Annotated in this window: 24 protein-coding genes; 13 read left to right on the forward strand and 11 right to left on the reverse strand. The window is 43.4% G+C overall.

What is annotated here, in order from left to right:
• Both VME0621_RS02955 and VME0621_RS02960 read right to left on the reverse strand, forming a co-directional pair.
• A complete protein-coding gene (locus VME0621_RS02955) occupies nt 1-906 on the reverse strand; it encodes a DMT family transporter (protein ID WP_062455511.1) in 906 nt (301 codons plus the stop codon).
• An 89-nt stretch (nt 907-995) separates the two neighbouring features.
• Complete coding sequence (locus VME0621_RS02960) at nt 996-2318, reverse strand: PTS sugar transporter subunit IIC (RefSeq protein WP_038221529.1); 1323 nt, start codon at nt 2316-2318, stop codon at nt 996-998.
• A 366-nt stretch (nt 2319-2684) separates the two neighbouring features.
• Here VME0621_RS02960 and VME0621_RS02965 point away from each other — a divergent pair, with 366 nt between their 5' ends.
• The 4 genes from VME0621_RS02965 to VME0621_RS02980 all read left to right on the forward strand — a co-directional run bounded on the left by VME0621_RS02965 (nt 2685) and on the right by VME0621_RS02980 (nt 6081).
• Nucleotides 2685-2990 (forward strand): PTS sugar transporter subunit IIB, encoded by a 306-nt coding sequence (locus VME0621_RS02965; RefSeq protein WP_006069017.1) that lies wholly within the window; start codon nt 2685-2687, stop codon nt 2988-2990.
• A gap of 82 nt (nt 2991-3072) precedes the next feature.
• Nucleotides 3073-4401 carry a PTS sugar transporter subunit IIC gene (locus tag VME0621_RS02970; RefSeq protein ID WP_006069018.1) on the forward strand — a complete coding sequence of 443 codons (1329 nt, stop codon included), beginning with the start codon at nt 3073-3075 and terminating at the stop codon, nt 4399-4401.
• A 106-nt stretch (nt 4402-4507) separates the two neighbouring features.
• Nucleotides 4508-4825 carry a PTS N,N'-diacetylchitobiose transporter subunit IIA gene (gene chbA, locus VME0621_RS02975; RefSeq protein WP_006069019.1) on the forward strand — a complete coding sequence of 106 codons (318 nt, stop codon included), beginning with the start codon at nt 4508-4510 and terminating at the stop codon, nt 4823-4825.
• A gap of 299 nt (nt 4826-5124) precedes the next feature.
• Nucleotides 5125-6081, forward strand: a complete 957-nt coding sequence (locus VME0621_RS02980) for a LacI family DNA-binding transcriptional regulator (protein ID WP_031493477.1) — start codon at nt 5125-5127, stop codon at nt 6079-6081.
• A gap of 69 nt (nt 6082-6150) precedes the next feature.
• On the opposite strand, the gene VME0621_RS02985 is transcribed toward VME0621_RS02980, so the two are convergent.
• Complete coding sequence (locus tag VME0621_RS02985) at nt 6151-6945, reverse strand: AraC family transcriptional regulator (protein WP_006069021.1); 795 nt, start codon at nt 6943-6945, stop codon at nt 6151-6153.
• Nucleotides 6946-7044: 99 nt separating this feature from the next.
• On the opposite strand from VME0621_RS02985, the gene VME0621_RS02990 reads away from it, so the two are divergent.
• From VME0621_RS02990 to VME0621_RS26495, 6 genes are all read left to right on the forward strand, one after another.
• Nucleotides 7045-7959, forward strand: a complete 915-nt coding sequence (locus tag VME0621_RS02990) for a DMT family transporter (protein WP_038226491.1) — start codon at nt 7045-7047, stop codon at nt 7957-7959.
• Between the two features lie 88 nt (nt 7960-8047).
• Entirely contained in the window at nt 8048-8533 is a 486-nt protein-coding gene (locus VME0621_RS02995) for an acyl-CoA thioesterase (RefSeq protein WP_006069023.1), read from the forward strand.
• A gap of 206 nt (nt 8534-8739) precedes the next feature.
• Entirely contained in the window at nt 8740-10530 is a 1791-nt protein-coding gene (locus VME0621_RS03000; RefSeq protein WP_082795447.1) for an alpha-amylase family protein, read from the forward strand.
• Nucleotides 10531-10720: 190 nt separating this feature from the next.
• Nucleotides 10721-11896 carry a maltose/maltodextrin ABC transporter substrate-binding protein MalE gene (gene malE, locus VME0621_RS03005; RefSeq protein ID WP_062455517.1) on the forward strand — a complete coding sequence of 392 codons (1176 nt, stop codon included), beginning with the start codon at nt 10721-10723 and terminating at the stop codon, nt 11894-11896.
• A gap of 213 nt (nt 11897-12109) precedes the next feature.
• The gene (locus tag VME0621_RS03010; RefSeq protein WP_006069026.1) at nt 12110-12535 is read left to right on the forward strand and encodes a phosphate-starvation-inducible protein PsiE; all 426 of its coding nucleotides are present in this window, start codon (nt 12110-12112) and stop codon (nt 12533-12535) included.
• A gap of 335 nt (nt 12536-12870) precedes the next feature.
• The gene (locus VME0621_RS26495; protein ID WP_156750256.1) at nt 12871-13038 is read left to right on the forward strand and encodes a hypothetical protein; all 168 of its coding nucleotides are present in this window, start codon (nt 12871-12873) and stop codon (nt 13036-13038) included.
• Nucleotides 13039-13106: 68 nt separating this feature from the next.
• Here VME0621_RS26495 and VME0621_RS03015 read toward each other — a convergent pair whose 3' ends face one another.
• Nucleotides 13107-14735 (reverse strand): glycoside hydrolase family 13 protein, encoded by a 1629-nt coding sequence (locus VME0621_RS03015; protein ID WP_062455521.1) that lies wholly within the window; start codon nt 14733-14735, stop codon nt 13107-13109.
• Between the two features lie 124 nt (nt 14736-14859).
• Between VME0621_RS03015 and VME0621_RS03020 the strand changes: the two genes are divergently transcribed.
• Together VME0621_RS03020 and VME0621_RS03025 are read left to right on the forward strand one after the other, a co-directional pair.
• Nucleotides 14860-15753, forward strand: a complete 894-nt coding sequence (locus VME0621_RS03020) for a LysR family transcriptional regulator (RefSeq protein ID WP_062456518.1) — start codon at nt 14860-14862, stop codon at nt 15751-15753.
• A gap of 99 nt (nt 15754-15852) precedes the next feature.
• Nucleotides 15853-16101, forward strand: coding sequence for a hypothetical protein (locus VME0621_RS03025; protein ID WP_006069029.1), 249 nt, complete (start codon nt 15853-15855; stop codon nt 16099-16101).
• On the opposite strand, the gene VME0621_RS03030 is transcribed toward VME0621_RS03025, so the two are convergent.
• The 4 genes from VME0621_RS03030 to malE (VME0621_RS03045) all read right to left on the reverse strand — a co-directional run bounded on the left by VME0621_RS03030 (nt 16082) and on the right by malE (VME0621_RS03045) (nt 21139).
• Nucleotides 16082-17005: a cation efflux transmembrane domain-containing protein gene (locus VME0621_RS03030; RefSeq protein ID WP_062455524.1), complete on the reverse strand. Its 924-nt coding sequence runs from the start codon at nt 17003-17005 to the stop codon at nt 16082-16084. The genes VME0621_RS03025 and VME0621_RS03030 overlap by 20 nt on opposite strands.
• Nucleotides 17006-17399: 394 nt before the next feature.
• Nucleotides 17400-18290 (reverse strand): maltose ABC transporter permease MalG, encoded by an 891-nt coding sequence (malG, locus tag VME0621_RS03035; RefSeq protein WP_006069031.1) that lies wholly within the window; start codon nt 18288-18290, stop codon nt 17400-17402.
• A gap of 11 nt (nt 18291-18301) precedes the next feature.
• Nucleotides 18302-19873, reverse strand: a complete 1572-nt coding sequence (malF, locus tag VME0621_RS03040) for a maltose ABC transporter permease MalF (protein WP_062455526.1) — start codon at nt 19871-19873, stop codon at nt 18302-18304.
• An 84-nt stretch (nt 19874-19957) separates the two neighbouring features.
• A complete protein-coding gene (gene malE, locus VME0621_RS03045; protein ID WP_062455529.1) occupies nt 19958-21139 on the reverse strand; it encodes a maltose/maltodextrin ABC transporter substrate-binding protein MalE in 1182 nt (393 codons plus the stop codon).
• A gap of 723 nt (nt 21140-21862) precedes the next feature.
• Here malE (VME0621_RS03045) and malK point away from each other — a divergent pair.
• Nucleotides 21863-22972 (forward strand): maltose/maltodextrin ABC transporter ATP-binding protein MalK, encoded by a 1110-nt coding sequence (malK, locus tag VME0621_RS03050; protein WP_031493156.1) that lies wholly within the window; start codon nt 21863-21865, stop codon nt 22970-22972.
• 19 nt (nt 22973-22991) lie between these two features.
• On the opposite strand, the gene VME0621_RS03055 is transcribed toward malK, so the two are convergent.
• The 3 genes from VME0621_RS03055 to VME0621_RS03065 all read right to left on the reverse strand — a co-directional run bounded on the left by VME0621_RS03055 (nt 22992) and on the right by VME0621_RS03065 (nt 24908).
• Nucleotides 22992-23369: a hypothetical protein gene (locus VME0621_RS03055; protein ID WP_062455532.1), complete on the reverse strand. Its 378-nt coding sequence runs from the start codon at nt 23367-23369 to the stop codon at nt 22992-22994.
• A gap of 1 nt (nt 23370) precedes the next feature.
• Nucleotides 23371-24174 carry a hypothetical protein gene (locus VME0621_RS03060; RefSeq protein ID WP_062455534.1) on the reverse strand — a complete coding sequence of 268 codons (804 nt, stop codon included), beginning with the start codon at nt 24172-24174 and terminating at the stop codon, nt 23371-23373.
• Nucleotides 24175-24269: 95 nt separating this feature from the next.
• Nucleotides 24270-24908, reverse strand: a complete 639-nt coding sequence (locus VME0621_RS03065) for a curlin subunit CsgB (protein WP_082795449.1) — start codon at nt 24906-24908, stop codon at nt 24270-24272.
• Nucleotides 24909-25279: the final 371 nt, after the last annotated feature.

A 25279-nucleotide genomic window follows, 5' to 3' on the forward strand; every position in this document is an offset into this window, starting at 1 on the left:
TTACTTATTCCTATTCGTGAACAATTTTGGAACACATATGCTCAGAAAGAGCAGAACCACACCGATCATTGCTAGTTGGTTTGGTGTTTCTGCAAATAGTAGATAACCAATACCCATAGCGTAAATAATTTTCACGTATTCGACATTGGAAACCACATTCGCCGCGCTATATTTATAAGCGCTCACGCCAAACCATTGAGCGATTGATGAAATAACACCGACACTAACCAAAAGCAGTAACTCATTCCAACTTGGCCATACCCAATCTAACGTGGACGGAACCAACGCCAAAAGACCCACGAACAACGCTTGGTATGCCAAAAGAGCGAGTTTAGATTCAAGTTGCGCAATCCGTCGGACACATATCGCAGCAATCGCCGCTCCCATCGACGCCACTATACCTAAAACTATATAACCCAGCGACGTATCATCAAAACTAGGTTGTACGATCAACATGACTCCGGCAAATCCTAATATCAGCGTCAATATGCGGCTCATAGAAAGCGTTTCACGTAGAAATAGCCTCGCGAGTAAGGCAACAAACAATACTTGTGTGAAACCAAGTGCGGTCGCATTCGCTAGCGGGATTGCGCTCACCACGACAAAGCCAATAGAGAGAGCAGTAAATGCTCCTAGAATTCGAAACGTATGCAGTTTCAAATGGGTTGGTTGCCTTAAACTGGCAAAGTTAATAACAATAGCTGGCATGAGCAATACCAAAAACACTAACTGGCGAAACAATAGAATTTGAAACACACCTATCGAGTCACTGAGTAGACGAACGATAACGCCAACAGCGGTAAAAAGTGCCGTAGACACCAACGCTAATGTGATGCCCTTCGTCGTCGGAGACCATTGAGTTGTAACATTGTGCCAGCATGATTGAGTGGGAAGATTTATAGACATGAGCGCCCTCTTACTAATAAGAGCACGAAGCCTAAACCCTATACCAGTAAACGGGTCAATCTAGTCGCTGAAAGAACTTAACATTAGAACTATTGTACTTCTCTGCGGCGCTGCATTCTTTCAGCGCGCTCCGCTTCTTGCTCTACCAAGATTTTTTCATGTGCCTTGAAAAATGGTAGATAGATAAAATACGAGTTAAGCATAGCGAAGCCGACCATAAGAGCATTCACCACGCTACCATTTGCTGCCCACGCTGCTCCTATTGGCGCTGGTACTGACCAAGGAATCATCAATACCACTCGGTCCAATATCTCTGCTGAGGTGAGAAACCACGCCAAGGTGGCATTGATCATAGGCACCATTACAAACGGCACTAGGAACAAGGGATTCATAATGATTGGGAAGCCAAAAAGAATCGGTTCGTTGATATTAAATATCGCTGGAATAGCGCCCACCTTACCAACCGACTTCAATTGATTTGACCGACTCTTAATCGCCAAATAAACCAATGGCAACGTTGAACCAACGCCGCCCACCAACAAGAAAAAGTCCCAAAAAGCAGGCAGATAGATATGCGGTAGCACCGCCTCACCAGCTTCTAATGCCGTTTGGTTTTCGAGGAGGTTCGACATCCAAAATGGATTCATAATCCCGGTTATGATTAATGCTCCATGGATACCCATAAACCACAGCAACTGACAAATTAAAATTGATACCAGTACAGCAACTAAACTGTCTGATGCAAGCACCAAGGGCCTAAAAAGCTCTTCAATCAACTGAGGAAAATGCACACCAAACTGAGCTTCCAACGCAACGTTAAAGGTTGAAATGGTACTGAGCACCACGAATATTGGGATCATCAGTTTGAAGCTTTGAATCGTAAGGATAGGCACATCTTCAGGCATCTTGATATACCACCCTTTTCGAATAAACAACCTAACCACTTCAATAGAGTAAATACTGGCGATTAGCGCAGTAAATAATCCAGACCCGCCGAGATATCTGACGTCCTCCTGTCCATTCAGATAGAAACCAGCCAACATCAGAAAGGCCATACAACCCGTCAATCCCGAGAGTCGTTCAGGTAGTTGATAACTTTTTGCCAAACTTGCTGAGACACCAAACGACACAATGAGCCCAACAACTCCAAGAGTTAATTGATAGGTAGGCAATAGAATAGGTCTTAAGGTGTAAGACATGTTCAGCCAAGCGACTGACATCCATGACTCTGGGTTGGCAAACGGAGGGAAAATAATCGGGACAAACATGCATCCGACAAAAATAAACGGCATCGCCAACTGGAAACCATCACGCATTGCCATCAAATGCTGACTACGCATAAGCAATTTAGCAATGGGGTTCATGAACTGCTCTACCTGATTGGCAAACAGTCTCATTACAGAGTGGTTCATCTTAGTTACCGAGTGTCGAGATCCGGGCAAGAATAACCTAATACTCAATAGTGCGGAAACTTCGCATCCAAATCTGATGACTTCAGCACACTTTTCGACTCGTGGTCGCCGTAAATACATTGAAAACCAGCTCTAACCCTCCCCGCTACTTCAGATGTTCATAACGTTTTAAGGTCAGCATAGTTTTGTTTCACATGTTGTTTCCAGACCACCGACAGTTCGTTAACTGAGTCACGAAAAATCCACCTTACAGAGATTTTCTAGTGATCGTTTTCACACTTAACTGGAAATCATTTGGAAACCGGTTTCCAAATGATTTCCAGAACGGCATAGTAAAAAGGAATTCAAGATTCTGGAGAACGAAAAATGAAAAAAATTATGCTTTGCTGCTCTGCCGGTATGTCTACTTCTCTTCTAGTTAAAAAGATGGAAGCCTCAGCTCAAGAACGTGGTATCGCTGCTGAAATTAAGGCGTTCGGCGCAAGTGAATTTGATGTGCAAGTTGGCAACTACGAAGTAGTTCTACTTGGCCCTCAAGTTAAATACATGCAAGCAGATTTCCAAAAGAAAGCGGATGCGCACGGCATCAAAGTTGAGCCAATCAACATGATGGATTACGGCATGCAGAAAGGCGACAAAGTTCTTGATTTTGCTCTAGAACTAATCGGCTAGTTTTCTGGCTCGGTGTCCCCCCTGTAGTCACATTTCGACACCGAGCTTTCTTATTCTTTAATATCCAAACGAGATCTACGACATGGGCGCTATGTACGACAAAATGGTCAACGTTATCGAGCAAAAGGTGACTCCTATTGCTGGTAAAATTGGCCAACAAAAATACATCACTTCTATCCGCGACGGTTTTATCGCGGCACTACCTTTTATGATTGTTGGTTCATTCATGTTGGTGTTTATATTCCCTCCGTTTTCAGCGGAAACAACTTGGGGATTCGCACGGGCATGGCTAGATTTTTCTGATACTTACCGTGAACAACTCATGCTGCCATTCAACCTAAGTATGGGCATCATGACGATATTCATATCTGTGGGCATCGCTTCAAGCTTGGCACGTCATCACGATTTAGATCCTGTTACAACGGGCCTACTTTCATTGATGAGCTTCCTTTTAGTGGCTGCGCCAGTGCAAGACGGCATGCTTTCTATGCAGTACTTCTCAGGCCAAGGTATCTTTACCGCGATTATCACAGCACTGTACTCAACGGAAGTATATGCTTACCTAAAACGCAACAACATCACTATTAAACTTCCACCAGAAGTACCTACAGGTGTTGCTCGTTCATTCGAAATCCTAATCCCAGTGTTAGCAATCATCATGACCCTGCACCCATTGAATCTTTTCATTGAAGCACAAACCGGCATGATCATTCCTGAAGCAATCATGGCATTAGTACAGCCTCTAGTATCAGCTTCAGATACGCTACCAGCCGTACTTCTTGCAGTACTAGTGTGTCAAATCCTTTGGTTTGCAGGCATCCACGGCGCGCTAATCGTTACTGGTATTATGAACCCATTCTGGATGGCTAACCTTTCAGTAAACCAAGCAGCAATGGCAGCTGGTGAAGCTATCCCACATATCTTTGTTCAAGGTTTCTGGGATCACTACCTACTAATTGGCGGTGTAGGCTCTACCCTTCCACTTGCTTTCCTACTACTACGTAGTAAAGCCGTTCACCTTCGTACTATCGGTAAAATGGGTGCAGTTCCAGGTATGTTCAACATTAACGAACCTATCCTATTCGGTGCACCGATCATCATGAACCCAGTGTTCTTCCTACCATTCATTTTGGTTCCTATGGTTAACGCAACATTAGGTTGGTTCGCTCTTGATTGGGGATTAGTTGAGCGCGTTGTTTCTCTAACACCTTGGACAACTCCAGGTCCTATCGGTGCTTCATGGGCAGCTAACTGGGCATTCAGTCCTGTCATCATGTGCTTCATCTGTATGGCTATGTCAGCAATGATGTACCTGCCATTCCTGAAAGCATACGAAAAGCAACTTCTTGAGCAAGAAGCTGCGGAAGAGAAGAAACAACAAGAAGCTGCAGGTCAACCTGTAACGGCTTAAACCCCAAATTACATAAATTAAATGTCGCCCCTTAGTCTTAGTTGGGGATAAGTATGGGGCGACACCTATCTTTGAGATAGAACCATTAAGAATTAAGAGGTACAAAATGGAACCAATGGATTTAGAAGAACAAGTAATGGGCATCATCATCAACGCTGGTCAATCGCGCAGCCTATGTTACGAAGCACTTCGTCATGCTAAAAACGGCGAGTTTGAAGAAGCAGAAGGCCTGATGAAAGAAGCTCAAGAATTTGCCAACCAAGCGCACCTTGTTCAAACACAGCTTATCGAAGCGGATGAAGGTACGGGAAAAATGAAGATGACTTTGGTGATGGTTCATGCACAAGACCACTTAATGACATCTATGCTAGCAAAAGAACTCGTCGCTGAAATGATCGAACTACACAAGCGCACCGCGAAATAAGCAAGTAAACCCATTTTACTTTTTTCATAGTTGTCGACCATGCAGGGAACGAGTCAGAGGGAAGGTGTTGTATAGGAGCATCTTTTAAAATTGGTCGAAGCAGCTCTCATGTGCTCCTACCCTTTTGGGAGCTGCTTTTTTCAACAACTTACTGCTTTTACTTGTTTTCCTCGGTTTTATAATACACTTCTACCTTCATCAAGCTTGAGCTACGTACCAGTAAAAGAGTACAATATTGGAAATTTTGGGAAACGGTTTCCCAACTTCAGAAACCCTGCAAATGAAATAAGGTTGTTTTCATGGCTACTATCACAGACGTATCTTTGCTAGCAAACGTGTCGAAAGCCACGGTTTCGCGCGTGATGAGTGGTAGTCGCGGTGTTAAGCCCGAGAGTCGTGAAGCCGTTCTGCGTGCCGCAGAAGAGCTGAACTACCGCCCAAATGCTGCGGCGCAAACACTGGCCAATCAGCGCTCTGATTACATCGGTGTTATTCTTTCTTCAACGGATGCTGGCCAAGTGTCTACCTACCTCCCGTTATTGGCGAAATCGCTGAAAGCCAAAGGTAAACACATGCTTGTACAGTTTGCCGAAACGCCTGCTGAACAAGTGCGTATCGTCGAAGATCTAAACCAAAGGCATTGTGATGCAATTATCTCTCTGGGGGGAACGGTCGAAGAGTTAAAGAACGACAACATTATTGCCATAGACAGTTTGGCTGATCCGTCTCACTCTATTGGCTATGATTATAAATTTGCTTCAGAAAGCGCTTGTCGTTTCCTATCTAGTAAAGGCCATTCAAGCATCGCCATTGTCGTAGACGATGAAAGTTACGCTTCAAATCAGGTCATAGAGGGCTATAAGACGTCATTGCAAAACTCTGCAATGCCAGTTAATCGTCAACTGATTGTGACCGCTAATGGCAACAGCGAGCAAGCTATCATGTCATTACTTAATAGCTATCATCCATTTACTGCATTGGTTGTAATGCGCGATAGCCAAGCTGCGGTAGCAATGAACCTCTTTAGAGATTTTAACTTGGCAACGCCTCAAGAGGTATCCATCGTCTCGTTAGAAGATTCTCAACTGGCGAGTCAACTAAATCCGCCTCTGACCTGCATTAGCTACCCATCACAGCAGATCGTTGATTTTGCCATGGAGCAATTGGACGCCATTTTAGAAGACAAACCAATGAATCCAAAACCGCTTATCACTGGCCGCCTTGTCACGCGAGATTCCGTCACTAATCGCAGCTAGTACAAGTAATTTAGAAAAAGGAGTGTGTTACATACTCCTTTTTTAGTTCTACTTCACCACAATGTTCAATCAACTTTGCAATAACTTGTTTTTGTATTGTTCTGGTGTTTGACCTGAGTATTTCTTGAACATCGCAATAAAAGGGCTTGCTTGGTTGTAACCGAGTGTGAAAGCCACCTCCTTAACAGAGTGCCCGCCTCGTAGTAAATCCATTGAATACAAATAACGAACTCGCAAACGCCATTCTGTAAAACTCATTCCGAGTTCGCTTTGACAATAACGAGCGAGCGTTCTCTCAGTTGTATGTACCCTACTCGCCCATTCATTCAAGCTAATATCGTTAGTAGGCTCTTCCTCAATCGCCGCCAATATCGGTGCTAAATATTTGTTATTACTAGAGGGCAAAAAGTGATGTTGTTCTTGTTGGTCACTTAGCTGATCTAAAAGCACCTGTACTAATCGTTTGTCTTTTTCGGACTCAGCCACATTTATACTTCGATGGCGAAAATCCTCAATAATAGACGAAACAATTGGCGTCACTTTAATTAAGCTGGTCTTTTCCGGGAAGGTCGACGTCAGCTCATGAGCAATATTGAGAGAGCAGTACTCCAATGGTTTGCGGTTGTAACTGCAATGCATCACTCCCGCTGGTACCCAAATGGCAAGATGGGGCGGCGCGAGAAAGCGCGTATCTTGCGCTTCCATTTCCAATATGCCACCGCTAATCAACTGAATCTGCCCCCAAGGGTGGCAATGTACTCTCGTCTCAGTATTGGAAAGAAACGCGTCGAAGTTCATGAAAACGTCCGACGGCATTTTATCAATAGAAAGAGAGGGATGGAGGTTACGTGACTTTTTTTTCAACTTGTCTTCCTATCGCGCCTAATGTCTGAATGGAGATATTTATAATTATAACGACCTGTCACACTATACATCAATTCACAAAACGCGACGAGGCTCACAATGGTTTACTTACTACCTTTCCTAACCGTACTCATCTGGGGTGGGAATGCCATTGTTAATAAGATCGCCGCATCGACTATCGAACCAAGCGCAATGAGTTTTTATCGCTGGGCTCTCGCTATGTTAGTCATGACACCGTTTTGCTTACCAAAGTTAAAACGCTATTGGCCTGAAATTCGTCGCAACAGTGGCAAGCTTGCTTTTCTTGCGCTACTTGGAATGGTGCTTAACCAATCGTTAGGCTACTACGCAGCGTTGACAACCTCTGCTTCCAACATGGCGCTTATCACCTCTTTAGTGCCGCTTATCAGTGTGTTCATGTCAGTCCCTTTACTTGGTAAAAAAATCTCCATGCTCAGTATTGCTGGCGGCGTGATTTCTTTAGCAGGGCTTGCCTTCATGTTAGGTCAAGGCGACGTCGCTTTCTTCATGCATCAAACCGTAGCTCAGGGCGACTTGTTGATGGTTCTCGCCGCTTTTGTTTACGCTACATACTGCGTACTGTTGAAACGATGGAAAATGCAGTTGTCTAGCTGGATGTTAATTTATACACAAGGTGTGTTTGCCGTCATAATGCTATTTCCTCTCTTGCTTACTAGCGAGACAATTATGCCAACGTCAGCATCTCTGCCACTAATCGCCTACGCAGGTTTATTGGCCTCGCTGATTGCACCACTATGCTGGGTTAAAGCGATTGACTTAATTGGAGCAGACAACAGCGCAATGTTTATGAATTTGCTACCTGTCATTGCGGTTGCACTCGCTGCAGCCCTATTAGGCGAAACTATCACTCAATTCCACGTCATTGGTGGGTTAATGGTGATATCTGGGGTAATTCTATCTCAAGTGAAAGTGAGACGTCGTAAATCCGCAACTGATACCGTGGAGCAAAACCTGACCATAGATAAGCAATAAACTCCAGCGGGTGCACAATCTCTGTAGCCTACAGTTAACAATTTTGTCATACTCAGCGAAGCCCAAATAACAATAAGGACATGTTCAAATGAGTCGTGGCAAAAGAGATATCACCCTTCGTTTTCTTGCTGAACCTGGTGATGTAAACTTTGGCGGGAAAGTGCACGGTGGTGCGGTAATGAAATGGATCGACTTGGCCGCTTATGCCTGTTCGGCAGCTTGGAGTGGTAAATACTGTATTACCGCTTATGCTGGCGGAATTCGATTTGTTCAACCGATTCACGTCGGTAACCTTGTGGAAGTCAGCGCTAAAGTCATTTACACAGGACGCTCTTCAATGCACATCGCCATTGATGTGCAAGCAAGCGATCCCAAAGAACTTAAAAATCGTCTCACCACACACTGCATCGTCATCATGGTCGCCGTCGATGAAGATGGAAAACCAACTTCAGTTCCTGAATGGATTCCTGAAACCGACGAAGACATCAAACTACGTGAGTCAGCAATCAGACTGATGAATATGCGCAAAGAGATTGGCGAGGAGATGGAAGCGCACGTTAAGTACCTTAAATAGCGTTTATAAAAGCCGACAGCCCAACACATCGCCCCAACGGATGCAGATAATGTGTTAACCATTATCTGCTTTTGTCACACAACTCACATCTACGCCCCTATTTTAAACCTAAAAGGATGAGTTTTTTATCTCAGCCTTACTCTACACTCTCATCATATAATAGATTTTTTCTATATCCAGACCTCTACTTTGACTGTGAGATGAGTATGAACCACAAAACTAAAATCCATCTTTATCAAATTTTCACAAGACTCTATGGCAATAGAAACTCAAACAACAAACCTTGGGGTACTATCGAAGAAAACGGCGTGGGTAAATTCAGCGATATCACCCCAATCGCGCTAAACTCAATTCGAGATCTCGGCATGACCCATGTTTGGTATACAGGCATACCTCATCATGCATTGGTCGCAGACTACACTGAGTTTGGCATCTCAAACGATCACCCTGCTGTTGTAAAAGGTAGAGCTGGCTCTCCCTACGCAGTAAAGGACTATTACTCGGTTAATCCTGATCTAGCCGATGACCCTAGCAAACGTAATCAAGAGTTTCAGTCTTTGATCCAAAGGACACATGAGGCAGGCTTGAAGGTTATTATCGATATTGTGCCCAATCACGTGGCGAGACACTACCAAGGTTTAAATAACCCAGTTGGAATCCGTGATTTTGGTGCTGACGATGATGTGAGCGTAGAATACGCGGTAGATAACAACTTCTACTATATTCCTGGTAAAGCCTTCCAACTTCCCGATATTCCACAACACCTGCAACCACTTGGTGGTGAAGAACATCGTTTGCTAAGTGAGCCATATCAAGAGCTTCCTGCTAAGTGGACCGGAAATGGCTCTCGACTCGCCAAACCAAATGCAGACGATTGGTACGAAACCATAAAAGTAAACTATGGTGTTCGTCCCGATGGCAGCAAAGACTTTCCAGAACTACCACAAACTTATCGCCACAAGTCATGCCAAGCACATTTTGAGTTTTGGCAAGATAAGCGCGTACCAAACTCATGGATAAAGTTCCGTGACATCGCACTTTACTGGCTATCACAGGGTATCGATGGATTTAGATATGATATGGCCGAAATGGTGCCCGTAGAATTCTGGAGCTATATGAATTCATCAATCAAAAAGGTTAATCCAGAAGCCTTTTTAGTTGCAGAAGTGTATCAACCGCATTTATATCGAGATTATATTCAGCTGGGCAAGATGGATGCCCTCTACGACAAAGTGGACCTTTACGACGCTTTGAAAGATATCATTCAGGGGCGTGGCAATACTCAAAATATCACTCGAATTCAAGAAGAACTGAACGATATAGAACCCCACATGCTTCACTTCTTAGACAATCACGACGAGCAGCGTATACCTTGCAGCGAGTTTGCTTCCAATGCCCAGGCTGCTCTGCCTGCCATGGTGCTCTCCGCGACGATTAGCAATGCTCCAACAATGATCTATTTTGGTCAAGAAGTTGGAGAAGCTGGTGCAGAGTATGCCGGTTTTGGACAACCAACTCGAACCTCTATCTTCGACTATATCGGTGTTCCAACCCATCAGCGTTGGATGAATGGCGGCGAATTTGATGGAGGGCAATCATCTTCGGATGAATTGGCGTTGCGTCAGTTTTATCAAAAACTAATGAACATTGCGCTGACCTGCCCAGCCTTAACGGGGGCCATGCAACCATTAAAAATAGATGAGGATAAAACGCACGGCAGTTTAGCTAGCAAACTTTACGGTTATGCTCGATACACTCAAAAAGAACATGCTCTTATCCTATTAAACTTCGATTCAACGCACAGCACTACACAGCCAATCACGCTACCTACTGAGGTCGTTACTACATTGACGCTGGCTGATGGACATTATGTCTATCAGGATTTATTAAACTCCAATGTTCAGTTTGAGGTTGAAATTAAAAATGGTGAAGGACATATCTCACAACCATTAAAACCACTCACATCACATATTTTGCAGCTCGCAGACATTAGGTAATTTTGAGCCCCAAACACAAAAGTGTATAAGCTCCAACCTTCGCGTTGGAGCTTTTTTATTGGCAACCACTCAAATCACACTTAGCCGCCATGAAATAGATAAAAACTATACCATACATTAAAAAGCCTATTTTTGTGCTAACGAAATTAGGTTTATTCTAATGCCATTACAAATAGTCAGGATCGTAACAATGAAAAATCTAAAAACATCCTTGTCCGCTATCGCACTAGCGACGTTAATGGCAGCACCAGCATTCGCAGTAACTGAGGGTGAATTACTAATTTGGATCAACAGTGACAAAGGCTATGAAGGCTTAGCAGAAGTTGGTCGTCAGTTCGAAGAAGACACTGGCGTTAAAGTTAGCGTTCAATTTCCAGAGTCTTTAGAGTCTCGCTTTCAACAAGTTGCGGCAACTGGCGATGGTCCTGACATTATTTTCTGGGCTCACGACCGCTTTGGCGGCTATGCAGAAGCAGGCTTACTACGTGAAGTAAAACCAAGCAAAGAATTTCAAGAAAAACTGGTCGATTTCAGTTGGGATGCCGTTAATTACAACGGTAAGTTAATTGGCTACCCTCTTGCCATCGAAGCGATATCTCTTATTTATAACAAAGACTTGTTACCAGAACCGCCAAAAACATGGGAAGAGCTCCCAGCTATCCAAGCGAACATGAAGGCGCAAGGAAAACAAACCATCATGTGGGATGTAAAAAATGCGTATTTCACTTGGCCTATCGTCTCTGCAGGAAGCTACTCATTTAAGAAAACTGAAAATGGTCACGACGCAGCAGACGTTGGTATTAACAGCGAACAAGCTCGCAAAAACCTAACCTTCCTGCTTGATATGAAAAAGAAAGGCATTGTCGACCCTGGTATGGACTATGCGAATGCCGAATCTGCATTCGCGAAAGGCGATGTGGCAATGACCATCAATGGACCGTGGTCATGGGGCAACTTAGATAAAGCAGGCTTAAATTACGGTGTGGCGACATTCCCTACCCTAGATGGTAATAAATCCAATCCATTTGTTGGCATTTTGAGTGCCGGTATCAGCTCAGCTAGTCCAAATGAGGATTTAGCGGTTGAGTTTATCGAAAATTACCTGTTTACCGACGAGGCTCTTAAAACGATAAACAACGACAAACCGCTTGGTGCTGTGACACTTAAGACATTCCAGAATTCTCTAGAATCCGATGCTCGCATTAAGTCCACAATGCTCAATGCCGAAAACGGTGAGATTATGCCAGCCATCCCTCAAATGATGACATATTGGATTTCAGAGGGTGCTGCTATTGAGAATGCACTTAACGGACGCCAAACGGTTGAAGATGCGCTCACAACCGCAGAGAAGCAAATTTTAAGATAGTTATAACTGTTTTGATCGTAGGTCAAGCCCGTCGTAAAAAAGCGGGCTTTTTTGATCGCCTTGCCTTTCCCACTGATATATTTCAGTGCTCGCCAACTCAGTAGGTTGTACAATAATCGCTTTTATATCTGACTGTTACCGTTTATAGAACTACGCGAGTTTACCGCATCTATGCTAAGGTAGAGGTTAACCAGTTATTATCGAAGAAATTTCATGCCTTCCCATTTACCAAAATCATTCAGTAAACCTTTCTTAAAGGTCTTCCATATTCTTGAAGCTGTCTTGTTGGTTGCAATCACGCTCGCTACGCTGTTTGCGATGATTGAAGAATTCATGCACGTCTTCACCGAACGTCGCGTTCTGCTGACTGATATTCTGCTGATGTTCATCTATTTGGAAGTATTAGCGATGGTCCAACAATTTGTGATGAACGGTAAAATCCCAGTACGTTACCCCATCTACATTGCTATGATGGCCATCGCTCGTTATATCACGCTGGGAATGAAAGAGTTGGACGCTGTCCCTATCGTTTGGCTGTCTCTTGCTGCGTTTGTTTTGGCAGCGGCGACAATACTTATCAGGGTCGGTCATCATTATTGGCCTTACGTGGACGACAAAACCAATCAACCAGATGAGTAACTCCGCTCTGCCAGTAGATTACTGTTAGCAAATATTTCAACTGATTTTCGACTGATTCGGGCTTTTTCATCGCAATTTGGGAAAAAGCCTCTTAAATTCAAACTAATATCGATGTAACAGAGCTCTGTACGTTTTTGTAATTGTTAACGCAGGATCACACTCTCCAGGTCATTCATAAAAGTGCCATTGAATTCATCTAGATAGCTGTCTATATCATTAGAGGTCGAGAAAAGATCTTTCCAGATCACTCGACGTAAAAATGGAAGCCGTTTGTCTTTTTTGGGCAACGGTATAGGCTTCACAACCTCACGTCAGGTGAATATAGGAGATAGAAAATGGATCGTACTTGCCCTATGTGTAACACCCCAATGGTAGAGAGAAACACAGAACATGTGTGTCCTAGGAATGATATCGGCGATTGCGCCTATGACCCATACTCTTACGAATTAGACGTGGATAGAGAGCGCGACAGCGAAAACAATCAGCCTTACTATATGGATTAGCCAATTGAAAACCAAAAAAGGCGAGAACTTGAGTTCTCGCCTTTTTGGTTCCATTTTAAACCCCGGCTCTATAGACGCAGTACTGCTGCATCATAAGGTTCTAAATTAAGGCAACTAAAATCTGAGAAATCAATGCTTGCGTTTGACAATAACTCTGTACATTGCGTTGGAGCCTCAATGCCTAAATCGACATCAACACTCTCATCACTAAAGTTTGCAACCACAAGTAAGGTTTGCTCTCCATGTTGACGTAGGTAAGCGAATACCTTGTCATGTTCTTCGAGTAAAGGAATAAAGTCGCCGTAAATCACCGCCTCAAACTCACGACGAAGACCAATAAGTGCTTTGTAATACTCATAGATTGATTCGTTCGAGGCTCTATCAAGCTCAGCATTCACGGCTGTGTAGTTCGGATTGACCTCGATCCAAGGTTCGGCAGTAGAGAATCCTGCATTGGCTTCATTTGACCATTGCATTGGTGTACGAGCATTGTCACGACTGTTTTCAGCCAACGCCGCCATCATCTCTTCATGACTCACACCTGCTTCGGTTCTTACCTTGTAAAAGTTGAGCGTTTCAATATCTTTATATTGCTCAAGATTGTCGAACTTCACATTCGTCATACCAATCTCTTCGCCTTGATAGATGTAAGGCGTGCCCTTTAAGCAATGTAATACTGTCGCTAACATTTTGGCCGATTTCACTCGATACTGGCCGTCGTTTCCATACTTAGACACCGCTCGTGGTAAATCATGATTATTCCAAAACAGCGAATTCCAGCCGGTCTCTTTAAGCTCCAATTGCCACTTAGTCAGAACCTGTTTGAATGCCTTTAGATCTAACGGCGCAGGCTTCCACTTGTCACCATTCGTCCAGGTCAAGGTAATATGTTCAAACTGGAACACCATCGATAGCTCTTCGCGGTCTTCCGCGCTGTAAAGCTTGGCGATTTCAGGCGTTGCGTCCCAAGTTTCTCCTACTGTTAGCAGATCTTTGTCGCCAAATGTGGCATTGTTCATCTGCTTAAGTAGAGGGTGTAGGCGTGGTCCGTTACCCGTAATACCGTTATCAATTTCTTTGCCAATCAAATCAATGACATCTAATCGGAAACCACCAATCCCCCTATCGATCCACCAGTTCATCATTTTATGAACTTCATCATGTACTTTAGGGTTTTCCCAGTTTAAATCCGGCTGTTTTTTCGAGAACAAATGTAAGTAATACTGCTGTGTGGGCTCGTGCCACTCCCAAGCACTCCCGCCAAAGATTGAGCCCATATCACTCGGTGCACTGCCGTCCGGCTTCGCATCTCGCCAAACATAATAGTCTCGATAAGGCGAGGTTTTCGACTCGCAAGCGCGTTTAAACCATTCGTGCTCGTCAGAGGTATGATTGACTACCAAATCCATGACGATTTTGATGCCCCTTTCTTTGGCTTCCGCTAGCAAGGCATCCATATCTTCCATTGTGCCGAACTCGGGTGCGATTGCTTGATAGTCTGAAATATCATAACCATTATCGTCCATTGGAGATTGATAGACAGGCGATAACCAAATCACATCCACACCTAGTTCAGTTAAATAGTCTAGTTTGGAACGAATACCGTTTAGATCTCCAATTCCATCACCGTTGGAGTCACAGAAGCTGCGCGGGTAAATCTGATAGACAACGGAGTTATGCCACCATCTTTTTTCCATGTTCAATTCCTTTAATAGGCTTAATTTATTCCATCACTCTACGCATTGCTCAGTAGGAAAGAAAATAGAATATACGTATAATCATATAGAATTTTTATATAACACCTTGGTGCGCAACATGGCTATCAACAAATCGCTAAAGTACTTCTTAGCAGTCGCAAAGCATGGCAACATCAAACGAGCCTCTGATGAACTGTTTATCAGCCAACCGTCTTTGACATCCGCGATAAAAAAATTGGAATCCGAAATGGGCGCACCTCTATTTAATCGATTATCGAAAGGTGTTGAACTCACACCATATGGCCAGAAATTTCGGGCGTTTGCGCAGGAACAGCAGGAACAATACTTCTCTCTCAAACATCAGTTTAATGACATGCAACAACGCCAGTTCGGCAAGATTAAAATCGGTACTGGAGAAGTATGGTGGGAACGATTTGTACGTCAATCGGTAAAGGATTATCAGTCATTAAACCCAGCAAATTCGTTTCATCTCGAGTTTGGTAATAACCTCTCCCTACTGAGCCACCTCACAAGAGGTGATATAGATTTATTTATAGGTCATGAGGTATTGGAACTCTCTGACGACTGCCGTGTAGCCTTCCAACCTCTTTTCCAAGATTACGAAGCAACCTACGTATCACAACAACACCCGTTAGCGAAATCGAATGCAGAGCCAAACGAGATAGATCAGTTTCCATTGCTTCGAGTGACACCGAACCACCCCCGACACCAATCCGTGCTGTCTAATGGCCTACCTCATGATGGCTCTCTAGAAAAACGTGTTGTCTACGATGTAGACTCTGTATTAGCCAGTATAGACATGCTTCATATGACTCAAGCAGTTATGCCATACAGTCACAGAGCGGAACAGTGGTTAGCGAGCTTAGGTTTGAAAGCCTGCCATATTGATAGGCAAAAAGTAGGTAATATCGGGATTTATACCAAGCTTGGTGAACATAAAAACAGCGTGAACGAGCTAATTTACCTTTTGAAACAGAATGTTGAATCAATAGTCTAGTTTGTCAATTCACTGTCAAGTCACGCAACTGTCATTTTTCTTTCATTAAAGTTTGATGTAATCGCCAAACTTTAATGCCAAAAGAGATAGGAGCTCGGCTTGACCCTCAACGACATCACGTTAAGTGAAACAACACTTACTAACTTAAAATCTGTCGAGTACCAATGGATCAGAACGATGTATGTGGAAGGTTATCAAAGAGACGAGATCAATCACTACATCAAAGCGTGCTTTGGTGGCGACGATGTCTTTGCTGATTTGTTACAGCGAGTCGCACTGGAGCAAGAAAGTCTTTACGTTCTGCTCCAGTACGTGGGATGCGCACCCTCTAGTCGTGAACTAAGTTAGTCTCACTTGCTGCTGTTGGTGAGCGTTTAAGGATGACGTCTACCTCGGTCATGGTGTAAGGCTTATCTACTTTAGCCCTCAAATCATCAACAAATCGTTCATAGCTCTTGAATGTCATCGATTCACGCTTAGGATCCACATACACAGACACCCAAGTTTTTCGACCAAGTTTAGCAATAAAGATATCGACAATCTCAATCTCATACTCCTGAGCTAAACCTTTCAGACCGCGATAAATCGGCTTAGTGTGCTCTATCGGAGGCATGGCTAAGGTGAGTTCACGCATACCATTTTTGATAAGTTTGATTGGGTCACTAATGAAGGCCAAACTAAATAGCACAACAAGAATTTGGTCGATATAGCGTGCTACCCATCCGAACGATGTTCCTTGAATCAACATCACCAAGATCAGTGCTACCCCAATAGCTCCCGAAATGATTCCATTGATAAACCAAGCGTTCTTTTCTGCCTTAAGAATGTCGGAGTTTGACTGTTTGTGTCCTAGGTGACAAATCCAATAGAGAAAAGCACACAACGCCACGGCAGGAAAGACGTAAATTGCCATTAAACTCAGTGCCGGCTCACGGCCTCCTGCAAGAATAACCGGAATATTACTACCGACTGCGAACGCAATAAGTATTAATATAGTAATGCCTTTGATGACAACAATAAGTGGCTCAAAGGCAAAGAAACCCATCGGGTAGTTTCGTGATGTACCAGATTCAGTTAACTTTGCAATGCGCAGAGAGGCGAAAGACACCACCGCTGATAATAGGTTAAACGAGGCGTCAAGCAAGATGGCGCTTGAGCCAGAAATCATTGCCATTAAACCGCCCCACAGCGCTAACAGGCCTGCCCCAACGGCTGAATAAATTAAGGCTTTCGATTCCGTGATTCTTGTCATCTGATTCTCCCTTTTTCAGACAAACTGGCTACCTATTTCAGGTCTGTTAAAACTTATAACACACCAAGCACAGACTGCCTACGACAACACAAGCCAACTGCTGCTTTTAACAGCATTAATTGTCAATAATAACAATAGGTAATGAACGGACGTACGGCTATTCCTATTAGGTCACAATTTAATGGACGAAAAGAATTGATGGCTAGAAAAGAAAACGCCCGAGACTAAGCTCAGGCATCGGTTACAAGAAACTGTTATTCGTGATAGTAAGGAATCCTGGTAACAGCCAGCTATACGTAACACCAGTGATCTTATCTGACTTGTCGGCGGCCAAACCAATTGAGTGTCAAACAAGACAAAAAAACGGGTGACCTTGCGATCACCCTTATCGTTATTATCCTTTAACACCACCAGCTGTGAGGCCACCCACTAACCAGCGCTGCGCAAGTAAGAATACGATTGTGATAGGTAATGCTGACAATACCGCCGCTGCCGCGAAGTCGCCCCATAAATAGTTCTGAGGGTACAGATATTGCTGCATACCAACCGCTAATGTGTATGAGTTTACATCAGAAAGCAGTAATGATGCTACTGGTACTTCACCCACAACCCCAATAAACGACAGGATAAAGACTACCGCTAGAATTGGCACAGACAGTGGCAATAGTACTAAGCGGAACGCCTGCCAAGGAGTCGCACCATCTAGTGCTGCGGCTTCTTCTAACGAGTTATCAATCGTTTCAAAGTAGCCTTTAATCGTCCATACGTGCAGTGCAATACCGCCTAAGTAGGAGAAGATAAGACCACCATGCGTGTTCAATCCTAAGAAAGGAATGTACTGACCGAGCTTGTCGAATAGTGCATATAACGCAACCAACGCTAGTACTGCCGGGAACATTTGGAAGATCATCATCGCTTTAAGAATCGTGCTCTTTCCTGGGAAACGCATACGTGCAAAAGCATAAGCTGACGTTGTTGACAGAGCCACAATCAAAATCGATGAGATGCCTGCTACTTTCACCGAGTTCCACAGCCAAGTTAATACTGGGAATGGCGGCGGTGTTACCGAACCATCTGCATTGGTCACAGAGAACCCTAGCGCCAGTTTCCAGTGCTCTAGCGATGGGTTATCCGGAATCAGACTACCTGTCGCAAAGTTACCTTCGCGGAAAGAGATTGCGATTACCATCAACAGTGGGAAGATAATAAGTGATAGGAACACCCAAAGTGCAATATGGGTTGCCCACACTCGGTATTTTAATGATTTACCTTGTACCATTGGCATCGTGATATTCCTTAATCTTGCTCAAGTTTAGTGAAACGTAAGTTGAGTAGAGCTAACGCGCCAACCAATAGGAAGATAAGCGTTGCAATCGCACTTGCTAGACCGAAGTCTTGACCACCCGAACCTTCAAACGCGATACGGTAGGTATAGCTTACTAGTAGGTCGGTATAACCCGCTGGCTCAGAGGTGCCAATCATGTTTGGACCACCTTGAGTCAATAGCTGAATCATTACAAAGTTGTTGAAGTTGAAAGCAAAACTTGCAATCAAAAGCGGCGTTAATGGTTTGATCATCAATGGCAAAGTAACGCGTGTAAAGTTATGGATGAAGTTTGCTCCATCAATCGCCGATGCTTCATACAAATCATCTGGAATCGCTTTTAGTAGACCCATACATAGGATCATCATGTAAGGGAAACCAAGCCAAGTGTTAACAATTAACACCATGGTTTTCGCTAGAATTGGGTCAGAGAACCAGCTTGGACTGATACCAAATAGGCTCTGTAACACCATATTGATTTCACCAAAGCTTTGGTTGAATAGACCTTTAAAGATAAGGATTGAGATAAACGCTGGGACCGCATATGGAAGAATAAGCAGTACGCGATACACCGCACGTCCTTTCAGTTCCTCCCACTGAACCACACTAGCCAACACCATACCGATGACCAGAGTAAAGATCACAGTCAATACTGAGAACACAACCGTCCAGATAAAGATGCTAATAAACGGCTCTTTAATACCATCGTCTTTCCAAACACGCTCAAAGTTGTGCGTACCGATATCAACGATGAAACCCGGAGAAACCGTATTACCAGTAAACTCTCCATTTGTATCAATAGGCTGATAGAAACCAACTTCCATATTCGGACGGAATGTCTCACCCGTCTTGTTGTTCAGAAGATCGTCAGTACCCTCAATTTTGCTAAATAACGGTTGTACCGACGCGAACTTACGTAGGCCACTCATTCGAATATCAGCGCCATCTGGCATGTGAAGATCGATAGTATTTAGCGTAGAACGATTTTGAATGATCGCCTTAATTTTCTCTTTTTCACCCGACTGAGACTGAGCTTCAGAAAGGTCATATTCTGCTTTAGGACTTGAGATATCAAACTCAGGCGTGACAAGCAGTTGGTCACCGTCTTTAACGTAAATACGATGGCCATTATCCGTTTTATACAAATCAAAAGAGAAGCTTTCACCGCTTTGGAATGTGCGCTGCATTAAGACACTTTGTGCCCTATCCAAAGAGAGTTGGTTTTTCGCACTGTAGTTAGTGAAAGCGAGTCCGACGGTATACGCTAATGGGAAAAGAATAAAGAGAATCATGCCCGCAATACCTGGATAGATATAGCGGTGAGCGTAAGTTTTCTTACTGCCGAAAATATAGAGTGCCAGAGCGGTTAAGATCACAGTGAGCATTGCAAAAGCAAGCTCACCGCGTGAATACATAAGAATGGTCGCGTAACCGTTAACTAGACCAACTGAGCCAAGAAGTCCCCACTTAATGAATACTTTCTTGCTGCTCGGAACTGTAGCGGTTGTTGCTGACATGGCATCTGTACCTTGAACTGACTGCATAAAAGGACCTGCTAGCGATAATACAAAAATAGAAAAGAAGGAGGGGTTGCCCCCTCCTTAAAAGGGTAGTTCTAATATCAATTGTTACTTAGTCATTTGCTTTTCTGCATCTGCTACAGCAGCATCAACAGTCTGACGTCCATCAACTACGTTTACGATAGCGTTTTTAGCCGATGCCCAGAACGCGCTCATTTGTGGAACGTTTGGCATGATTTCACCGTTCATCGCGTTGTCCATTGTCGCCGCGATACGCTCATCAGCACCTAGTTCTTCTTGGAAAGACGTTAGTGCAACAGCGCCTAGTGGCTTGTCGTTGTTGACTTGACGTAGGCCATCATTAGTCAGTAGATAGTTCTCTAGGAATTCAACCGCTAGGTCACGGTTAGGTGATGCAGTGCTGATACCGGCAGTTAGTACGCCAACGAAAGGCTTAGATGCTTGACCGTTGAACTTAGGAAGAGTAGCAACACCATAGTTGATGCCAGACTTTTCGATATTCGCCCAAGACCATGGACCGTTGATCGTCATCGCAGTCTTACCTTGGTTAAACGCAGACTCAGATACTGAGTAATCCATATCTGCCGAGATAACACCTTTGTCGACAAGACCTTTCACAAATGAAAGTGCGTCTTTCACGCCTTCTTTAGCAATACCTGCGTCTTTAACGTCATAAGTACCACCATTGTATTTGAATGCATAACCGCCATCAGCCGCCATTAATGGCCACGTGAAGTACGGTTCTTTTAGGTTCCACATAATTGCCGACTTGCCATCTTTTGCAAGTTTCGCATTCAATGCTTCTACTTCTTCCCAAGTCTTCGGTGGGTTAGAAACCAAGTCTTTGTTGTAAATTAGAGATAGGGATTCAACCGCTACTGGGTAACCGATAATCTTGCCATCGTACTTAACTGCATCCCATGCAAAATCAATGATGCCTTCTTTAACTTCTTTAGAAGGTTTGATTTCAGCTAGCAAACCTGCTTGAGCATACTCACCGAAACGGTCATGAGCCCAAAACACGATATCAGGACCGTCACCAGTCGCTGCAACTTGAGGGAAGCGGCTCTCTAGACCATCAGGGTGAGCAACTGTCACTTTAATACCTGTGTCTTCTTCGAACTTCTTACCTACTTCTGCAAGACCGTTATAACCTTTATCACCATTGATCCAAATAGTGAGTTGTCCTTCTTCGATAGCAGCATTTGCACCAAAAGAACCAAGAGCAACTAGTGTACCTAGAGCTACAGTGCTTAGGGCTTTTTTCATGTTCATATCCTTTTTATAGTTTTGATCGCAGGGTCATCCAGAGGATTTTCCTAAATTTCGATGAGTATCATCTAAAAAATACAGCAAGGTCTCATCCTCCTACTCTCTACGCCCTTTGGAGTAGCAATGATTTCCGTGATCTCTGTCGGCAAGAACTATAGATCAACATCACAAAACAATCTTCTGTTGTGACATGTTTCACCATTATGAGGAGTAATTATTTGAACTGGATCTCATATGGCTTTTCTACTCCCCTAACCCCTCCTCCTTTCCTACTCCCCCCACAATTATTTTTATCAGGAGGATGTACGACTTACACGAATCAAGGAAACTGCAGTCATCCAAGAGTGGATGGTAAGAACCCTTTACCAGTAAGAGCCATGTGCTCCTTGAGTTTCATACGAAACACATGCTGGGTTTGCATCGCCGGACTCGCCAAGTAGTCATAAATTGAAGTACTAGTGGTAATTTATTTTACGGGGGAGAACTTCAATTTATGTCGGGGGATACTAGCGAAGTCTTGGCTTTGAGGGTGGCGCCATATCGTACAGCGCCGCCCTTTTTTCTTTCCATCAGGGGCTAGATAGACAATCAAAGGACAAGGCCTTTTAACAAAATCGAGCAATACCCTAATCACTTACCAATTTCCTACTATTATTACCTGTCGACTTATCTCTATAATGACCGACAGAAAGATATAAAAATGAATCGAGGACGAGCTACATGGCGAGTGTCACGTTAAAAAATGTTAGTAAAGCGTACGGCGACGTACTGATCTCCAAGAATGTCGACCTAGAAATCAACGAAGGCGAGTTTGTTGTCTTTGTCGGTCCATCAGGTTGTGGTAAATCAACTCTACTACGTTGTATCGCAGGTTTAGAAGACATCACGTCCGGTGATTTGTATATTGGTGATGAGCGCATGAATGATGTAGAACCATCAAAGCGCGGCGTAGGTATGGTATTCCAATCTTATGCACTCTACCCTCACCTTAATCTTTACGACAATATGTCGTTTGGCCTTAAACTCGCTAAAGCAGATAAAGCAGAAATCGACCGCCGTGTTGAACATGCTGCTGAAATTCTACAATTAGGCCATCTATTAGAGCGTCAGCCTAAAGCACTTTCTGGTGGTCAACGCCAGCGTGTAGCGATTGGTCGTACTTTGGTATCTCAGCCTAATGTATTTTTGCTAGATGAACCCCTGTCTAACCTTGATGCAGCGCTGCGTGTCAACATGCGTTCGCAAATCACTAAGCTGCAACGTCAACTTGGCTGCACAATGATCTATGTAACGCATGATCAGGTAGAAGCGATGACTATGGCAGACAAAATTGTTGTCCTAGATGCTGGCTACGTGGCACAGGTCGGTAAACCACTAGAGCTTTATCATTATCCTGACAATCGCTTTGTAGCTGGTTTTATTGGCTCTCCAAAAATGAATTTCATGAGTGTATTCATCGACGAAGTAGAAGCAGAGCGCGTAAAAGTTCAGCTTTCTGACGGCGACTCATTCTGGATTCCAGTAGACGGAACAACCGTCAACAAAGGCGACCGTATGTCTCTAGGTGTGCGTCCAGAGCACCTTGTTTCCGAAGAAGAAGGTGATGCTAAGGTTGAAGGCGAAGTTATGATCGTCGAGAAACTAGGCAACGAAACTCAAGTCTATCTAAACCTAGAAAGCGCTGATGCTGATGTTATTTACCGTCAACCAGACACTCTTGAGGTAGAAGTTGGTGACCGTATTAAGATTGGTATCCCAGCACATCGTTGCCACTTGTTCCATAGTGATGGTAAGGCGTGTCGTCGTTTGTATAAAGAGGCAGGTGTATAATCTTTTCTAGTTAATCGCTTCACGCGTTGAGACTTACTGAAAAGTCCTCCTTCTCTTTATGAGAGTGTGAGGACTTTTTTATGTCTTCAATCAAGCAACGCTTATCGATAATTAATTTACTCGTGCTTTTGCTATCTTCGACTACTATAGGGAAAACCTCTTTATTTAAGCTAAAAAGAGCTGTACCACCAGAGGCCTGCCAACGGAAGCGGTCGTCCATAGATGTCGTTACATCGATGATTGGATTACCTTTATCAACCTCTAATATTATCTCTATCTGCTGATGCTTGAGTTCACACTTAACTTGCTCTTTCAATAACGAAGAAGACCCATCAAAAGCTATGACCCAAAAAAAGACGGTGTTAAACACCGTCTTTTCTATATCAAATAAACGCATTTTAGTTTTGATGTACGTAGACTGTGCTATTCAAAGAGTTCATTTGTGAAACATATGAACTGTCTGCTGCACTTTGGATAACATCAATATCACCGCCACTAGAGGCCACTAGATACGCTTCTGAGAGGTTATTATTGCCTTTCTGGTTAATCATCAAGTCATTATTTGAACTAGATGCACTCAGCTCAACAATAGACACATTGTTTTTCTTACTAGTATTTTTACCTTGCATAACAGTAATCATGTTGTTCGAAGAGCTATCAGATAAACGAATTTCCGAGTCTTGGTTTTCCCCATTCTGAGTTACTGCAATTGTGTTCGATTTACTCGCACCTCTAGAGCGAACTCGCGACCAGTTATCTACACCAGTTTGCGCAACCGTTGCTGTCGAGTTATCTTCATCATGTCTGAAATTGACGACAGAGTCATTCGCATGGCCATCTTGAGTTACGTCGATATCTGCTCCGCCTGTGGTTCCACTGATTTTAACTTTGGAGTCATTGAAACTGTAACCACCAGATTGGTCAATCATCACATCATTATTATTACCTGGGCTATTCAATCTGATATCAACAACCGAACGGTTACCATCAAACACGCCCAACTCCCCTTGCATCACTGTTACGCTAGTACCTACATCGTTTGATTGCAAGACCACACTTTTGTTGTCTTTATCACCCTGAACATCCATGCTCTGATATGCTGCATAATTATTGAATGATATTTCTTTCCCTGTACCGGGGCCTGCGGCCATCGCTGTCGAAGAAGCAACTGCAACACCTAAAGCTAATGCTAACATTTTCATAATAAAACCCTTATTTCCTTTTAAGTTTCCATGTCGACTATAACTTCTATAAAAAGAAGTCATTTACTAAACCAAAATAACGTTAGTACCGCGCGCTAGTTAGATTGGTCTATGTAAATTCTCATTGCACTTGATGCATTAATTAATATGTTATCCCCACCATTCTGAGAAACACCTAAATTAGCACCACCTGCCCCAGCGACAAACGCAATATTGTTATCGTTTTCTTGATTAATACTGAGTTTGCTCGAAGGATGAAATATATTTGCTTGACCTATTACCGCTAGGTTATTGTCTCCTTTTTGGGCAACAAGAGCTTGACCATTTCTTCCAATCTGACCAATAGCTGCTGCGTTGTTATCACCCTGTTGATTGATATAGGCGGTATTCGCTGCCCCTTTCTGTCCGATTAGGGCAGTATTGCTACTACCACTTTGTACTATTTTCGCCTTGTTAGCTGCTGAGTTTCCCGGACTTTCCTGAACTACAACCGCAAGCGCATCAGTAGCGTTAGTTATTTGGACCTCTGAATAATTATCGATGTCATCTACAGTATTGAGTAAATCATTGAAATCACTTTGGATATCATCGTTCACTCCGTGCAAGAAAACACCTTGAGAATCGACTCCTCCATTGGGAGCAAAAACCAGAGTTGAACCCGCAGCACTAGCACTAGCGACTAAACACGCTGCGCTTAACACCGATTGAAGTTTCGTTTTTATCGAAGCATTCATTGCGACCTTCCCTGAATTGCTAAATGTATCGACTTTCACCCTGCTTCAGAGTTACCTGAGCACAAATTTCATATTTAAACGCCAAGGTTCTTAAAGAGTTGTTATGGTGCGTTCAATACAGTAATGTCTTTCCGCCAAAAAAAATAGAACCGTTGACTTTTAAAATTCTAAATACAACTACTTTTATTCACACTAAACTTAAATTGATTTGTAAATAATAAACCTTGGATATTTGACGTAGCTTTTAGGTAATTAAAAGAACCGAAGTATGAAAAAAAAGTCATAATAACTAGTGCTAAAGTTTATGCAGTGAAAAAACACTTTGAGTTAATATTTAACTAAGTTCATTTGAACTCGCTCTTCTCATTTTT

Origin of the sequence: Vibrio mediterranei, from assembly GCF_900088415.1 — a bacterium.
Taxonomy (GTDB): domain Bacteria; phylum Pseudomonadota; class Gammaproteobacteria; order Enterobacterales; family Vibrionaceae; genus Vibrio; species Vibrio mediterranei.

Excerpts from the sequence above, each read along its gene's own strand:
- VME0621_RS02960 (WP_038221529.1), bottom strand. The coding sequence starts at position 2,318 with ATGAACCACTCTGTAATGAGACTGTTTGCCAATCAGGTAGAGCAGTTC.
- VME0621_RS02990 (WP_038226491.1), top strand. The coding sequence starts at position 7,045 with ATGGTTTACTTACTACCTTTCCTAACCGTACTCATCTGGGGTGGGAAT.
- VME0621_RS02955 (WP_062455511.1), bottom strand. The coding sequence starts at position 906 with ATGTCTATAAATCTTCCCACTCAATCATGCTGGCACAATGTTACAACT.
- VME0621_RS02995 (WP_006069023.1), top strand. The coding sequence starts at position 8,048 with ATGAGTCGTGGCAAAAGAGATATCACCCTTCGTTTTCTTGCTGAACCT.
- malE (WP_062455529.1), bottom strand. The coding sequence starts at position 21,139 with ATGAAAAAAGCCCTAAGCACTGTAGCTCTAGGTACACTAGTTGCTCTT.
- VME0621_RS03060 (WP_062455534.1), bottom strand. The coding sequence starts at position 24,174 with ATGAAAATGTTAGCATTAGCTTTAGGTGTTGCAGTTGCTTCTTCGACA.
- VME0621_RS03030 (WP_062455524.1), bottom strand. The coding sequence starts at position 17,005 with ATGACAAGAATCACGGAATCGAAAGCCTTAATTTATTCAGCCGTTGGG.
- VME0621_RS02980 (WP_031493477.1), top strand. The coding sequence starts at position 5,125 with ATGGCTACTATCACAGACGTATCTTTGCTAGCAAACGTGTCGAAAGCC.
- VME0621_RS03000 (WP_082795447.1), top strand. The coding sequence starts at position 8,740 with ATGAACCACAAAACTAAAATCCATCTTTATCAAATTTTCACAAGACTC.
- VME0621_RS03065 (WP_082795449.1), bottom strand. The coding sequence starts at position 24,908 with ATGAATGCTTCGATAAAAACGAAACTTCAATCGGTGTTAAGCGCAGCG.
- VME0621_RS26495 (WP_156750256.1), top strand. The coding sequence starts at position 12,871 with ATGGATCGTACTTGCCCTATGTGTAACACCCCAATGGTAGAGAGAAAC.
- VME0621_RS03010 (WP_006069026.1), top strand. The coding sequence starts at position 12,110 with ATGCCTTCCCATTTACCAAAATCATTCAGTAAACCTTTCTTAAAGGTC.
- chbA (WP_006069019.1), top strand. The coding sequence starts at position 4,508 with ATGGAACCAATGGATTTAGAAGAACAAGTAATGGGCATCATCATCAAC.
- malG (WP_006069031.1), bottom strand. The coding sequence starts at position 18,290 with ATGCCAATGGTACAAGGTAAATCATTAAAATACCGAGTGTGGGCAACC.
- malF (WP_062455526.1), bottom strand. The coding sequence starts at position 19,873 with ATGCAGTCAGTTCAAGGTACAGATGCCATGTCAGCAACAACCGCTACA.
- VME0621_RS03055 (WP_062455532.1), bottom strand. The coding sequence starts at position 23,369 with ATGCGTTTATTTGATATAGAAAAGACGGTGTTTAACACCGTCTTTTTT.
- malE (WP_062455517.1), top strand. The coding sequence starts at position 10,721 with ATGAAAAATCTAAAAACATCCTTGTCCGCTATCGCACTAGCGACGTTA.
- malK (WP_031493156.1), top strand. The coding sequence starts at position 21,863 with ATGGCGAGTGTCACGTTAAAAAATGTTAGTAAAGCGTACGGCGACGTA.
- VME0621_RS02970 (WP_006069018.1), top strand. The coding sequence starts at position 3,073 with ATGGGCGCTATGTACGACAAAATGGTCAACGTTATCGAGCAAAAGGTG.
- VME0621_RS03015 (WP_062455521.1), bottom strand. The coding sequence starts at position 14,735 with ATGGAAAAAAGATGGTGGCATAACTCCGTTGTCTATCAGATTTACCCG.
- VME0621_RS02965 (WP_006069017.1), top strand. The coding sequence starts at position 2,685 with ATGAAAAAAATTATGCTTTGCTGCTCTGCCGGTATGTCTACTTCTCTT.